The following is a 14,224-nucleotide window of genomic DNA, read 5'->3' on the forward strand; positions in this document are numbered from 1 at the left end:
ATCTTTCCGCGTTTCTTAAGCACCAGCGCGCGAATGAGCGGAGATGAATGCCTCCACCACGTCGAGCTCGCCAGCAAGGACGTCGAAACGCTCCTCCCTATCCATCAGATCAGCAAGCCACGTCGGAAGCGCGGGGTCAATACCCGACGCCGATTTTACCGCCGCCGGAAATTTGGCGGGATGGGCTGTGGCCAGTGTCACCATCGGGCTTTGCGGCTTTTCGAATTTCGATGCGACCACCACGCCGCAAGCCGTATGGGGATCAAGCAGATAGCCGGTTTCAGCCAAAGTGGTGGCGATGGTCTTGGCCACCTCCGTTTCCGAGGCGCGTCCGGCCCGGAAGAGTTTCCGGATGGTTTTGAGCGTGTCCGGCTTGATTTCGAAAGCGCCGGATTGCTTCAATCCAGCCATCTGCGAACGGATCTCGCCGGCATTGCGGCCGCTGGCTTCAAACAGCAGGCGCTCGAAATTCGAGGAGATCTGAATATCCATCGACGGCGAGGTGGTGGCCATCACACCGCGCATCTCGTAGCGCCCGGTTTTCAGCGTGCGGGCCAGAATGTCGTTGTCATTGGTGGCAATCACCAGCTTGTCGATGGGCAGGCCCATTTCGCGCGCCACATAGCCTGCGAAAATATCGCCGAAATTGCCTGTTGGGACAGTGAAGGAAATCTTGCGGTCCGGTCCCCCCAGCGAAAGGGCGGCGGTGAAATAATAGACCACCTGGGCCATGATTCGCGCCCAGTTGATTGAATTGACGCCGGATAGCTGCACCTTGTCACGAAAGGCGACATGGTTGAACATCGCTTTGACCAGATCCTGACAATCGTCGAAATTGCCCTCGATGGCCACCGCCCGGACATTCCCAGCCTTGGATGTGGTCATCTGCCGCTGCTGCACCGGCGAGACCTTGCCCTTGGGAAACAGGATGAACATGTCGATATTATCAAGCCCGGCAAAGGCATCGATGGCCGCGCCGCCCGTGTCGCCCGAGGTGGCGCCGACAATGGTGGCGCGCTGTCCGCGCTCGCGCAGAACGTGATCCATCAGCCGGCCAAGCAATTGCATGGCGACATCTTTGAAGGCCAGGGTCGTGCCGTGGAACAGTTCAAGAATATAGGAATTCGGCCCGGTCTGCACCAAAGGCGCGACAGCAGGATGGCGGAAGGTGGCATAGGCGTCATGGATCATCGCCTGAAGGGCATCATCCTTGATTTCGCCGTCCACGAAGGGTTTCAGCACCGCGAACGCGACCTCCTGATAGGTCTTGCCGCGCAGCGCCCGGATGTCGCGCTTGCGCATTCTCGGCCATTCGCGGGGCAGGTAAAGGCCACCGTCACGGGCGAGGCCTGCCAGAAGCGCGTCGCAAAAATTGAGAGCGGGCGCCTCGCCGCGAGTGGAAATAAAGTCCATGCCAGTATCCTCGGTCTAAAGGTCACGCCCGGTCGAAAGTTTGATGGCCGCCACAATGATGCAGACTCTTGCTGATGCCTTGCTGAAAATTGCAACAAAGCACGTGCTAGCTGATCGATTTTTTGCCACGCCGCTGGTATAGACCATCGCCAACCGATAAGGAAAGGCTGATTACGGGAGATTTTCCTGTTTCCAGACCGCATTTTCCACGCGGTGAGACGAAGTCATGATGCAGAAGGTGTGACCCGGTGTTTCAATCTATAATGCGCGGCTCGTCCGCCTCATCTCAGGTTAATAAGTCGGCTCTGGTCATTGTTCCAGTCCTGGCCGTTTTTCTGGCCGGTTGCAATACCAGCGGCTCCGGGGCCGGTTCCAGTTCCGGCGCCAGTGGAGGCAGCCTGTTCAGCTCCAATGCCACAACATCGGTCTCCGGTGCGGCAACGGCGAGCGCCCCGGCAGCGTCTTCTGGTGCCGTGGTTCAAGCCGTCTGCCCGAAGATCTCCCTGCGCGACGGCACATCCTACTATCGCACCTATGCGAAGTCGGGTTCCAAGGACCCACAGGACGTTGTGTTCCAGGCCTCGCTTGCCGAAACCACCCGCGCCTGCACCCAGTCCGACACCACGCTGACCGTCAAGGTCCAGGTGGCGGGACGGCTGGTCGCCGGGCCTCAAGGCCATGCCGGATCGATCAACATGCCGATCCGGGTTGCCGTCGTCGATGGCGATACGGTGGTATCCTCGGAACTGGTGCCTTTTACCGCCAGCCTCGCCAGTGCCGATCAGCCAGCCCAGTTCCTGTTTAGCCGCGATATCACCATGGCTGCCAATGCCACGGCGGCGACGCAGATCTTTGTCGGCTTCGATGAAGGTCCGGCTAATGCCGCGGGCAAGCCATCCGGCAAAAAGCGTAAATAAGCCTCTCGGGCATACCAGCGCCGCGCCAGATATAGCGCACGGCGCTGTCGCTTTTTCTTGTGTGTTGAGCATTTCAGCAGAAGTGCGAAGCGGTTTTGTGTTCGCAAATACGTAAAAACAAAGATGCAGCACGCTCGTCATGTTTCCATGAGTAGCGGCGCGGCAATGGTAGGTCCGGCATGAGGGTCACGGTCATTCGCAATCCTGTGGCGGGCGGTGCTCATACATGGCCTGCCACGGCTCGTGCCCTTGCGGAGATTTTTCCCGGCTATTCGCTGGTCGAAACCGTCAAGGGCATGACGGGCTCCCAGGTGCGCGCCGCTGTCACGCCCGAAACCGATCTGGTTCTGGTGGTGGGCGGCGATGGCACGGTTGGTCAGGCCGTGGATGGGCTGCTGACGTCGCTTTGTCCACAAACCGCCTTTGCGTTCCTGCCGGGTGGCACGGGCGCGGATTTTTCCCGCAATTTCGATTGGCCCGCGACCACTGAGCGCCAATTGCAGGCGATTGCGACGGCTACCCCGCGCCGCATCGATGTCGGTGTTCTGCAAAGCCGTTTGGGCAGTGGCGAGGTCCATTCCACGCATTTCATCAATGTCGCCAGTACCGGCGTGTCGGGCGAGATCGTCGCGGCGATCGAGGCAAGCCGTGGACCCTCGCGTCTGCCGGCTTTTCTGCGCTACCGGCTGATGTCATTGGTGCGCATCGCTCGTTACAAGGGCGCGGCCCTGCGTATTTCGGTGGATGGAAGGCGCGTTTATGACGGCGCGGTTCTTGTGGCCGCCGTTACCAATGGCAGCTGGTTTGGCGCCGGTGTGCGCGCCGCGCCGCAGGCTTTGCTGGACGATGGCCAGCTCGATCTGGTCTTTGCACGCCATTGCGGCGCCATTGGCAATCTGAAGATCTTTGCCGCTTTCGCTAATGGCAGTCCGGCGAATTCGTCCGCGATCAAGACCCATCGCGGCCAGGTGATCGACATCGAGCCGCAGGGCAAGATCCCCATGGCCGAGGCCGATGGCGAAGTGATCAGGCCCGGCGCATTGCGCTTCAGCATTTTGCCGCAGGCGCTCACAGTTCGCCTTCCACCCGCTGTGGCGCCTGGGTGAATGAGCGCTGACGCTCTCCAAAAACCTGGAAACAAACTCTAGATCACATGGTCCCATTCGGCCATGGCGGCAATCACGGCTGGCAGGTCCATCATCCGGGCGATCACGGTTTCCGCACCGGCTTCAGTCAGGCGGTCGGCATGGGAGGGATAGGTGTGGGAGGCGCCGGTAAAGCCGACAACCCGCATTCCTGCGGCGCGGGCGGCATGGATGCCATGCACGCTGTCTTCCACCACCACGCAATTTTGCGGCTTGACGTTGAACTGGGCGGCGCCATGCAGATAGATATCCGGCTTCGGCTTGACGCGCTCAGCGCCGAGATCCTTGGCAGAATAGACATGCGGCGCGAAAAATTCCTTGAGGCCAACCTTGGTCAGCATCATGTCCAGCCGCTGCGACGAGGAATTGGAGCAAATGCAGCGCGGCCCCTGGAGACGGGACAGCGCATAGGTGACGCCCTCCACCAGCTTGACCTCGCGGGCCAGCCGCTGGTCCAGCAGGGCTTCCGACTTGTCGATCAGGCTGGCCGAGAGCGGAATATCCACTTCCTTTTCGATGGTCATCAGGATGTTTTTCCAGGTCATACCGGAAAAACGCTCGCCCATTTCCTCGACTGAAATCGGATAGCCTGCCTCGGTCAGCAGCTTGGACTCCACCTTGGCGGCAATGATTTCGGAATCGACGAGCACGCCGTCACAATCGAAAAGGGTGAGGTCGAAGCCAGCCATGCTCATCATATCCTGTTGTCGGGGGAAATGCCTGACTACACGATAAGGCGGTAAAGAACAATTGCGCAGATCTGCCGAATGTTCATGGCCCAGATGTTCAGGGCAGATCTGCGTCTCTCTCGACAAATTTGCCCCTTACGCCTAATCAGAAGACATGAGCAAAGCCAAGGACGACACTATAGCCGCGAGGATTGCCCGCGTATTGGCGCAACGCATCGTGCATGGAGAATTACAGCCCGGCATAAGGCTGGCACAGGACCATATTGCCGAGGAATTTTCGGTAAGCCAGGTGCCGGTGCGGGAGGCCTTCCGGCGTCTGGAGGCGCAGGGCCTGGTCGTCAGTCTGCCGCGCCGCGGGGTCCGGGTGGCGAGTTTCGATCTGAAACAGGTGCGCGAAGTGGCGGAAATGCGCGCCGCACTTGAAGTGCTGGCGCTGAAGCATGCCGCTCCGCATCTGACGCCCGCGCTGCTGGACGAAGCGGAAGCCGCGACCTGCGCCTGCGACCACGCCGACAATGTCGAGGACTGGGAGGCGGCCAATCGACGCTTTCACCGGCTGATCGTTTCCACCTGCGATATGCCGCGCCTGCTGACCGCCATCGATGACCTTCATGCGGTCAGCGCTCATTTCCTGCTGGCAGGCTGGCAAAGTGGCTGGGAGCGCCGCACCGATCACGACCATCGCGCCATCCTGGATGCCTTGCGCCGCAACGCCGTTGGTGAGGCGACAGCCATCCTGGAACGGCATGTGCAATGGATTGGCCGGGCGCCCGCGCCGCGTCGCGGCGAGCCGCAGCCGGAGCGATTTGCGATTGTCGGATGATGAGGCGTGAGCGCGCAAAAACGATCGGTAAAAATGACAAGCCTGTTGATCAGGCGGAAAAGCCCGGCGCAACCTATAAAGCCCAACGAATGAAGGATTAATGCCATGACGGTGCGGTTGCGCGGCCATCATCTGCTCTGCATGCTGACCTTTGTCGGCGAAGGCTATACTGCCGATTTCGTCGCCAATTATCACCGCGTCGCTGCGCGGTTGACCGAGGGCGAAACCATTGAGATCGTCGATGGCCCCGATGATCTCTGTCAGCCCTTAACCCATTCGCAAACGGCTCATTGTTTTCGTGACAGCGTGCTGGAACGCGACCGGAAAGCCAAGGATGCCGTGGCTCAGTTGCTGTCTCGCCCGGTGGTGACCGGCACAATCATCACCCCGGATGCCCCCCTTTTGGCGCGGCTGCGGGCCGCCTTTGCCACGGGCTCGGTGCGGTCTGCCTGTCATGACTGCGAATGGTCGTCGCTCTGCGATGGCATCGCGGCTGAGGGCTATAGCGGAGCGCTGGTGAATCCGCCCGCAGCTTGATCGCTTACCTCGGGATCATCCGTCCTCGAATTCCCTGGGCGTTGAGACCCGACAAGAGGCAATCTGGCTGGCGTCATGAAATTGCATGGAAATTTAAGCTCACCGTTCAGCATTTGGTAACCAAGTTCGGTAACCATAGGCACTGTTCAATATGTGCTGCGTCAGCGTAACCAGTGAGTATTCCATGGCCTCTGTTTTCCCGCTCGCCGACCTTCGTCGCTCCAACGATCCCTTCGCCTGGATGAACAGTATCATCAAGGGCGACTGTGTTGCGGCTTTGGAGGCTCTGCCGGATCAATCGGTGGATGCGATCTTTGCGGATCCGCCGTATAATCTGCAGTTGGGGGGCATGCTCCACCGGCCGGACCAGTCTGTTGTCGACGCCGTGGACGATGCATGGGACCAGTTTGCCTCTTTCGAGGCTTACGATGCCTTCACACGCGCCTGGCTGCTTGCCTGCCGGCGCGTGTTGAAGCCGCATGGCACCATCTGGGTCATTGGCTCCTATCACAATATTTTCCGGGTCGGCGCGACGCTTCAGGATCTGAATTTCTGGATCCTCAATGACATCGTCTGGCGCAAGACCAACCCGATGCCGAACTTCAAGGGCCGTCGGTTCCAGAACGCCCATGAAACGATGATCTGGGCTTCTCGCGATGCCAAGGCCAAGAGCTATACCTTCAATTACGACGCGCTGAAGGCGTCCAACGACGATGTGCAGATGCGCTCGGACTGGCTGTTTCCGATCTGCTCCGGTGGCGAGCGTCTGAAGGGCGAGGACGGCAAGAAGATCCATCCGACCCAGAAGCCGGAAGCCTTGCTGGCCCGCGTCATCCTGGCCTCGACCAAGCCCGGTGATGTGGTACTCGATCCGTTCTTCGGCTCCGGCACGACCGGTGCCGTTGCCAAACGGCTGGGCCGCAATTTCGTTGGTATCGAACGTGAGCAGGACTATATCGATGCCGCTTCCGCCCGCATCGACGCCGTCGAGGCCCTGGGCAAGGTAGAACTGACGGTCTTGACGGGCAAGAAGTCCGAGCCGCGCGTTGCCTTCAATACGCTTCTGGACAGTGGCCTCTTGCAGCCTGGTCAGGTGCTGACCTGCGAAAAGCGCCGCCATAGCGCCATTATCCGCGCCGATGGCACGCTGGTTTCCGGCACGGAAGCCGGTTCGATCCACCGGGTTGGTGCGAAGGTGCGTGGTCTGGATGCCTGCAATGGCTGGACCTTCTGGCACTACGAGGACGCAGGCAAGCTGAAGCCAATCGACGATCTGCGCAGCCTGGTGCGCGTCAGCATGGGCAAGCTGGCGGGATAAGCTTATCGTGCCAGGTCGGCGCAGTGTCTGCCACCGTCACGATTTCTTAATCATCGACGCCGATGCTGATTGTCTTCGTCGGTTTTTGTATTCAGTCCCGATGAAAGTGACGATGCCCGGCCCGGTCTCCGCGCCGGGCATTTCGGTCTTGCGTCAAGTAGGCAAGTTGTAATTTTTATGATGGGTCTAGTTTATGGTATCTTCAAGTTGCAGGTGTGCAGCTAATATAAATTAGATATCTAGTTATAAGCACTTAGCGGTTATTCTCGAAGCACTAAACAGGTTCGGACAAGTATGCCGCTTTATTTCCCGTCTTCATCAGATGGGAGACGGGTTTTGGCGGCTTTATACAGGCAGGCACTGGAGCAATACGGGGAGGGCGCCTATGAGGCGGCCCTGACAACCGTTTCGCGCCTGTTGCAAGCCGAACGAAGCAATGCCGAAGCCTATATTCTTGCCGCCACCGTGCATGAACGTCTCGGCAACCGACTTGAGGCCGCCGGACTGTTTGAGCGTGTGATTGCGCTTACACCGTCGCGCAAACGCGATGTCGCCTTTCGCGCCTGCTCTCACTATCTGGAAACCGGTCGCGACGATCTGGCTCTGCGTGCGTTGCTGGCGCTGCACCGCTATATGCCTGACGATGTCGATGCCAATCATTCGATTTGCAGCCTTTACCGCGAGGCGGGCCGCTATCCGGACGCGTTGCCCTATGCGCTCAAGCTGGTGACGATTGGCCGCGATTTCGACAATTGGCTGAATGCAGGCATGGTGCTGCTGGGGGCCGGTCAGGCAGAGAAAGCCTTTGTCGTGCTGAAGGCAGCCTACGAGGCCCGCCCGACAGAACGGCTGGCGCTGACGGAATTGTTCTGGTGCGCGATGAACCTCTGCGATTTCGATCTGGCCACGCGGCTACAGGGGGAGCTTGAGGCGGCCTATGCGGCGGATGGCGCGGTGCTGGACATTCGCGAAAATGTGTTCCGTGCGCTGCAATGGTCTGGCGATGAGGCCTATCATGTGCTGAGTGCGATCCGGACGGGGGAGAAGCATCGGGGCACGGTTGCTCTGCGACGGCCTTATAAGGCCCGGCCCGGGCAAAGGCTGAGGGTCGGCTATGTCTCGGCGGATTTATACCAGCATGCGACGCTGTCGCTTTTGACCGGCGTGATCGAAAACCATGATCGCGACCGTTTTGAGATTTTTGGCATTTGCCATACCGCAGCGAAGAACCGCAAGGGCATGCTGCGTCAACGTTTCCTTGAGGCCATCGATCACTATGTCGACATTCTAAACTTGGATGATGATCAGGCTGCTGCCGCCATACGGCAGCTTGATCTCGACATCCTGATCGATCTCAAGGGATTTACTTTCGAGAACCGGCTGGGGATTTTCTGTCGCCGTCCGGCTCCCGTGCAGGTGGCCTATCTCGGCTTTCCAGGCAGCGTGGTTGGTGTTGGCATCGATTATGCCATTGCCGATTCCATTGTCGCCCCGCCATCGTCGGACCAGTTCTATGCCGAGAAAATCTTCCGGCTGCCCAATAGCTACCAGTGCAATGACAATAGCCGCGAAAAGGTGATGCGCGATGGCCCCCGCAGCCTCCACGGCCTGCCGGAGCAGGGTGTGGTGTTCTGTTCTTTCAATCAAGAGGTGAAAATTCGATATCAAGTGTTCAAAACCTGGATGGAAATCCTGAAATCGGTTGATGGGTCGGTGCTTTGGCTGATTGATATGCTACCAACGACGCGCGACAATCTTCGCGCCGCAGCCGTCCGGCTAGGCGTGGCGCCGGAGAGATTGATTTTTGCGCCGAAAAAACCGCTCTCGGAGCATTTGCGTCGGGTGCCTTATGCTGATATCGCCCTTGATACGGGGCCTTGTAACGGCCATACAACAACGGCGGACGCCCTGTGGGCTGGTGTGCCTGTTCTGACGTGGAAAGGCACGAATTTTGCCGGCCGCGTCAGCGAAAGTCTTTTGAGTGCCGTTGGCCTGACCGAACTGGTCGCCGACGACCTTACCGAATTCGGCCGCCTGGCGGTCGAACTGGCGCAGGATGAGGTCCGCCAATCTCACCTGCGCCAGAACCTCCTTCAAGCCCGCGATACCGCGCCGCTGTTTGATACGCCCCGCTTCACCCGCGATTTCGAGGCGGCGTTGGTGGCGATCTGCGCGGATGCCGCCAAGGGTTGATCCGGGTAAAATGTTCGGATAAATCGATGCTGTCATGGCCCTCAACCAGACGCGGTATGAGGCACTGTAGGTCGGGAGGCGTATGATGACCATTGCCACGCTGCAACAATTGGAAGCCATCTATGGCACAGCGAGAGAGACGTCGCTTGCCAAGGAAATCGACTATCTCAACGACGATTACGCTGCCTTCGTCAAAGCCTCGCCCTTCATCCTGCTCGCCACGGTCGGCGCAGATGGCACCGATTGCTCGCCCAAGGGCGATGCGCCAGGCTTCGTGGCGATCCTTGACCGCAAAACAGTTGCTATCCCCGACCGTCCCGGCAACAACCGTATCGATAACCTGAAGAACATCATCGAAGACGGCCGGGCCTCCATGCTGTTTCTCATCCCCGGTGTCGGTGAAACACTGAGGGTCAATGGCCGGGCCACGATCAGTGCCGATCCTGACCTGCTGGCCCGTTTTGCCGTCGATGGAAAACTGCCAAAAACCGTGATCCTTCTCGCAATCGACACCGTCTATTTCCACTGCGCCAAGTCCATTCTTCGCTCAAATCTCTGGGACGCCTCCCGCCATGTAGAGCGCTCCACCCTGCCATCACCCGGCCAGATGCTGAAAAACATCGTCAACGGCTTCGATGGCGAAGCCTATGACAAGGAGTTGCCGGAGCGGTCGAGGAAAAACCTGTATTGATCCTCGGTAGAATGTCCGGAACATCATGACCGCTGACCTTACCAATACGATTCTGTCGCTTTATTCGCAGGGCCTGTTCCAGGCGGCCCTTGATGAGGTGAAGGCCTTGCCGCCGGGCCTTGCCGATGACCCCAGGATGGCGATCATCGCCGGACAATGTCTCTACAAGCTCGGCCATGCCGAAGCGGCGGCGGATCATTACGTGCGGGCGGCGGAGCGTCTTGGGGGGGAAGGGGCGCAGCTGCGCAAACTGGCTTACGATCTCTATAAAAACATGGGAAACAGAGAAAAAGCCGTCGCCCTTGCCGAGCATATCTTGCAGGATGACCCTCGCCATCTTGAAGCGGCCCTCCTGCGCCGCAACCGTCTTTTCGAACTCGCAATGCTGGATGAGCTAAAGCTGGCCAACGCCGCGGCCGCGCGCGCCATCGCGGCTGGCGATGAATTTGCGACGTCCTGCGAACTGCCGTTGAGCGCCCTTTACTGGTGCGATGATGAGAGCACGCTTGCCCGCCTATCGAACCAGGAAAAATCGGTCATCTCGCCGCAGATCAGATTGGCTCGCCGCACGACGCCGCATGTCTACGGCGACAAAGTCCGCATCGGCTATCTCTCTGGCGATTTCACCAGCAATCATGCCGTGATGGTCAACTTGCAGGGCGTCCTCGAACGTCATAATCGAAACCGGTTCGAGATCATTCTCTATTGCTATACCAAACAGGCCAAGATCGACCGCGACAACGGATCGCGGGCTCGCATGGGGACGATCAAACGAGTAGCTGACCTCTCAACGCAGGCAGCGAGTGATCTGATCAGGAGCGATGGAATCGACATTCTTGTCGATCTGCAAGGCCATACCCAGGATGCCCGGATCGATCTGGTCAATTCTGGTCTGGCGCCGATCCAGGTGGCTTGGTTGGGCTTTCCCTGCACCGGCACCGGCATTGATTGTGATTACGTCATCGGCGACCCGATCGTGACGCCGGATAGCAGCAAGCCGTTCTATCATGAGAAACTCTGCCGCTTGCCGGAGACCTATGAGCCCAATGACAATATCAACCGGCCCTTGCCGCCGCCTGCGCCGAGAACGGTTCTGGAGTTGCCAGAGGACAAATTTATCTTCGCCTCGTTCAACAATATCAGGAAAATCAGCCCGCAGACCGCCGATGCCTGGCTGTCCATCTTCCGAGAGGTGCCTGACAGTGTGATGTGTCTGTTGTGCGGGCAGGAACACGTCAGGGACAATCTGCGTGCCTATTTCACCCGGCAGGGGCTCTCGGCGGACCGGCTGATTTTCGTGCCGCCACTGGCTTATGCATCGCATCTGGCGCGTGTGCAGACCGTGGACCTCGTGCTCGATAGCTTTCCCTATTGCGGTCACACCACCACATCCGATTGCCTATGGGCCGGTGTGCCGGTTCTGGCGCTCAAGGGTCGCAGTTTCGCATCCCGAGTTTCGGAAAGTCTTTTGGCCGCGCTCGACATCCCCGAACTCGTGGCGCCAACGGTTGAGGCCTATATTGCCCAGGCGCTGGATCTCGCTCGCAACCCATCCCGCCTTTTGGCGCTGCGCGAGCGGATCGTTGCCAACAGGCACACCACGCCGCTGTTTGACACCGACCGCTTTACTCATCATCTCGAAGACGCCTACCGGATGATGGTGGCGCGCGCCAAGGCCGGGCTGGAGCCGGATCATATCGATGTCCCGGCTAGGTCGTTCCTATGACGAGATTTTGAGGTAATAGGCTGGAGATCAGCGCTATCAAGCCCTGATCGTATAATCCCTGGCGATGCCCTGCGTCACCGTGAACCAGTTCGATGCTTTCGTGCGCTGCTGATGCGCGTCGAAAGATGCCTGATCAACAAAGACTTCCGAAACAAGAAAACGCCCGGCGACAGTAGGGCAGGCTTCGACGTCGAAAGACAGGCACCCCGGCTCGGCCCGCGTCAGGGCGACATGCTCAGGCAGAGCCGCCTTTACGGCTTCCAGTCGATCCTCCGGCACGTCGATATGGCCGTCGAGAAACACTTTGGCCATCAGAGCACGCCGACGTTTGTGAGATCGGCCTTGAGCTTTTCCGGGCTCTCGAAATGCACCGCCTGCCAACCAGCAGCCTTGGCACCCACCACATTGGGCAGGCTGTCATCAATGAAAATCGAATGGGCCGGATCGAGACCAAAATCCGTGGCATGACGGTGATAAATCGCCACATCCGGCTTGATCAGGCCGATTTCGCCCGACACTGTGACGCCGCGCGGGCGGTTGAGGAAGGGAAACATCTCGCGGGCCTCAGTGAATGTGTCGGCGGCAAAATTGGTCAACATGGTCACATCGCGGCCCTTATCTATCAGGGCATTGAAGATCTCGACGGTGCCGTCATAGGCATGTGGCACCATTTCGCGCCAATGCTGGCGAAAGGCGCGGATATGCGCTTCGCGGTCGGGATACTCGGCAATCAGCAGCGCCTCGGCATCGGCCCATGTGCGGCCCCGGTCCTGTTCAATGTTCCAGTCATGGGTGCAGACGTTGTCGAAAAACCATTGCCGTTCCTTGGCATCCGGGATGATCCGGCTGAACGGTAGATTGGGGTCGTAATGGATCAATACCTTGCCGATGTCGAAAACGATATGCCGGATCTCTGCCATGCTCTATTCCATTTATCTGGCTGCGAAGGCCTCGGGTATAGCCTGGGTGATCGCCTTTTTCATCACTGTCGGCAAGGCCTGGGCTTCAAGATTGATGAGCGGCTCCCACCATCCGTGATCGGCCCAATGGTAATCGTCGGGCCGTGCCTTGACCGCATCGGCCCTAAAGATCGTCAGCCGCAGCTCGAAATGGGTAAACACATGGGTGATGACCCCGCAGGGCCGCCAGTTGGCATCCATCGGCGCACTGGCCTCGCTATCGTCGCCGTCGATGCGGGCCGTCCATTCGGTGGTCGGCACTTCGGTCATGCCACCCAGAAGTCCCTTGTCGGAGCGCTTGCGCAGCAGGATGCGGTTGCGGTCATCAAGGGCGATGAAGGCGGCGCCAAGCCGCACCGGCTTTGCCTTTTTCGCCGCCTTGACTGGAAAATGCTCGGGGTCATGGGCTTTCAGCGCCAGACAGTGGGTGTTGAACGGACAGAGCGAACAGGCAGGCCGTTTTGGTGTACAGATGGTGGCGCCCAGATCCATCATGCCTTGCGCGAAATCGCCGGGCCGATCCTTGGGGGTCAGCGCCGTTACCAGCAGTTTTATGGCCGGTTTGGCGCCGGGCAGCGGATCGGATATCGCGTATAGCCTCGAAATCACCCGCTCGACATTGCCGTCCATCACCGCCGCCTGCCGGTTAAACGCAATGGCGGCGATGGCGGCGGAGGTATAATCGCCGATGCCGGGCAGCGATTGCAGGCCTTCCTGGGTGTCGGGAAACACACCGCCATGCAGATCGGCGACGGCCTCGGCGCATTTTTTCAGGTTGCGGGCGCGGGCGTAATAGCCGAGGCCCGCCCAGGCCGCCATCACGTCCTCGGTCGGGGCGCTTGCAAGGTCGGTGACCTTCGGCCAGCGCGCCAGGAATTTCAGGAAATAGGGTTTGACCGCCTGTACCGTGGTCTGTTGCAGCATCACTTCCGACAGCCAGATGTGATATGGGTCGGGCCTCACACCGCGCGCTGCCATCGGCGGCGAAATCCGCCAAGGGAGATCACGGTGATGGCGGTCATACCAGGCGAGAAGGTCCTCAGCACTTGGCTCATCTTGGTGAGGCCCATCTTGGTGAGGCCCATCTTGGTGAAGGGTGTGTTCGGCAAGTTTTCGGGTTTTCATGCTCATACTATATATATGGTGGCGAATCACGGCGCATATCAAGCGTTCCGGATTGCAATGACGAGGCACCATCCAGCCATGGCCTTCAAAAAACGCGGCGCTGCCCAGATTTCGGAACTGGCCAACGGTATCATCGATCCGGTGATTGCGCGGCGTGCCGGGATTTCGACGGCGCTGCTGTCGTCTTGGGAGGAGATTGCCGGGGCCGATTTTGCCGATTGCACACGGCCTGAAAAGATCGTCTGGCCAAGGCGCGACTATGCCGGTCAGGATTCGGGCCAGAAATCCGGCCAGAAATCGAGTGCGCCTGCCGGTCAATCCGGCGGGTATAAGGCGGGCGTGCTGACCATTGCCTGCGAAGGGGCGCGGGCGCTGTTTCTCAACCATGCGCAGGGCGAGTTGATTGCCCGCATCAACGGGTTTTTCGGCTATCCGGCCATCGGGCAGATCCGCATCGTGCAAAAACCGGTCTCCAACACCGCCAAGCACCGGCGTGGGCCGGGCCGGCTGGATGCGGTGCAGGCGAAAAAACTCTCGGAAATGACTGAGGGTATTGAAAGCGACAAGCTCAAAAAGGCAGTCGAGCGGCTGGGCCGGGCGGTGTTGTCGCAAAAAAAGCCGAAATGACAGCTTTGTAATTTGAATTGGCAGGCCAAAACCCTCACATACAGTCTGAACCGTGCTGTGG

At 59.2% G+C, this 14,224-nt stretch carries 14 protein-coding genes; 9 read left to right on the forward strand and 5 right to left on the reverse strand.

The window, feature by feature from the left end; translation table 11 throughout:
* Window positions 1-15: 15 nt before the first annotated feature.
* On the reverse strand, window positions 16-1,413 hold the full coding sequence (gene thrC, locus G6L01_RS02465) for a threonine synthase (protein WP_070167669.1): 1,398 nt from the start codon (window positions 1,411-1,413) through the stop codon (window positions 16-18).
* Between the two features lie 248 nt (window positions 1,414-1,661).
* Here thrC and G6L01_RS02470 point away from each other — a divergent pair, with 248 nt between their 5' ends.
* Both G6L01_RS02470 and G6L01_RS02475 read left to right on the forward strand, forming a co-directional pair.
* Window positions 1,662-2,330, forward strand: coding sequence for a hypothetical protein (locus G6L01_RS02470; RefSeq protein WP_337692718.1), 669 nt, complete (start codon window positions 1,662-1,664; stop codon window positions 2,328-2,330).
* A 179-nt stretch (window positions 2,331-2,509) separates the two neighbouring features.
* Window positions 2,510-3,436 (forward strand): diacylglycerol/lipid kinase family protein, encoded by a 927-nt coding sequence (locus G6L01_RS02475; protein WP_174089179.1) that lies wholly within the window; start codon window positions 2,510-2,512, stop codon window positions 3,434-3,436.
* Window positions 3,437-3,474: 38 nt separating this feature from the next.
* Here G6L01_RS02475 and G6L01_RS02480 read toward each other — a convergent pair whose 3' ends face one another.
* Window positions 3,475-4,164, reverse strand: coding sequence for an HAD family hydrolase (locus tag G6L01_RS02480; RefSeq protein WP_070167884.1), 690 nt, complete (start codon window positions 4,162-4,164; stop codon window positions 3,475-3,477).
* Between the two features lie 154 nt (window positions 4,165-4,318).
* On the opposite strand from G6L01_RS02480, the gene G6L01_RS02485 reads away from it, so the two are divergent.
* The 6 genes from G6L01_RS02485 (at window position 4,319) to G6L01_RS02510 (ending at window position 11,452) form a co-directional block, all read left to right on the forward strand.
* Window positions 4,319-4,987 carry a GntR family transcriptional regulator gene (locus tag G6L01_RS02485; RefSeq protein WP_070167672.1) on the forward strand — a complete coding sequence of 223 codons (669 nt, stop codon included), beginning with the start codon at window positions 4,319-4,321 and terminating at the stop codon, window positions 4,985-4,987.
* 105 nt (window positions 4,988-5,092) lie between these two features.
* Window positions 5,093-5,524 carry a DUF1284 domain-containing protein gene (locus G6L01_RS02490; RefSeq protein WP_070167673.1) on the forward strand — a complete coding sequence of 144 codons (432 nt, stop codon included), beginning with the start codon at window positions 5,093-5,095 and terminating at the stop codon, window positions 5,522-5,524.
* 184 nt (window positions 5,525-5,708) lie between these two features.
* Complete coding sequence (locus G6L01_RS02495) at window positions 5,709-6,842, forward strand: site-specific DNA-methyltransferase (RefSeq protein ID WP_070167674.1); 1,134 nt, start codon at window positions 5,709-5,711, stop codon at window positions 6,840-6,842.
* Window positions 6,843-7,178: 336 nt separating this feature from the next.
* Entirely contained in the window at window positions 7,179-9,035 is a 1,857-nt protein-coding gene (locus G6L01_RS02500) for an O-linked N-acetylglucosamine transferase, SPINDLY family protein (protein WP_070167675.1), read from the forward strand.
* 82 nt (window positions 9,036-9,117) lie between these two features.
* The gene (locus G6L01_RS02505) at window positions 9,118-9,726 is read left to right on the forward strand and encodes a pyridoxamine 5'-phosphate oxidase family protein (RefSeq protein WP_070167676.1); all 609 of its coding nucleotides are present in this window, start codon (window positions 9,118-9,120) and stop codon (window positions 9,724-9,726) included.
* 25 nt (window positions 9,727-9,751) lie between these two features.
* Entirely contained in the window at window positions 9,752-11,452 is a 1,701-nt protein-coding gene (locus G6L01_RS02510; protein WP_070167677.1) for an O-linked N-acetylglucosamine transferase, SPINDLY family protein, read from the forward strand.
* A 36-nt stretch (window positions 11,453-11,488) separates the two neighbouring features.
* Here G6L01_RS02510 and G6L01_RS02515 read toward each other — a convergent pair whose 3' ends face one another.
* From G6L01_RS02515 to mutY, 3 genes are read right to left on the reverse strand one after another with little or no spacing between them, the layout of a single operon-like run.
* Complete coding sequence (locus G6L01_RS02515; RefSeq protein WP_070167678.1) at window positions 11,489-11,764, reverse strand: putative quinol monooxygenase; 276 nt, start codon at window positions 11,762-11,764, stop codon at window positions 11,489-11,491.
* Window positions 11,764-12,372: an HAD family hydrolase gene (locus G6L01_RS02520; protein WP_070167679.1), complete on the reverse strand. Its 609-nt coding sequence runs from the start codon at window positions 12,370-12,372 to the stop codon at window positions 11,764-11,766. Before G6L01_RS02520 ends, G6L01_RS02515 begins: the two co-directional genes overlap by 1 nt.
* Before the next feature lie 12 nt (window positions 12,373-12,384).
* Complete coding sequence (gene mutY, locus G6L01_RS02525) at window positions 12,385-13,542, reverse strand: A/G-specific adenine glycosylase (RefSeq protein ID WP_081344268.1); 1,158 nt, start codon at window positions 13,540-13,542, stop codon at window positions 12,385-12,387.
* A gap of 72 nt (window positions 13,543-13,614) precedes the next feature.
* Here mutY and G6L01_RS02530 point away from each other — a divergent pair, with 72 nt between their 5' ends.
* Entirely contained in the window at window positions 13,615-14,163 is a 549-nt protein-coding gene (locus G6L01_RS02530) for a DUF721 domain-containing protein (RefSeq protein ID WP_070167885.1), read from the forward strand.
* Window positions 14,164-14,224 lie beyond the last annotated feature (61 nt).

This window comes from Agrobacterium vitis (genome assembly GCF_013337045.2).
Taxonomy (GTDB): domain Bacteria; phylum Pseudomonadota; class Alphaproteobacteria; order Rhizobiales; family Rhizobiaceae; genus Allorhizobium; species Allorhizobium vitis_B.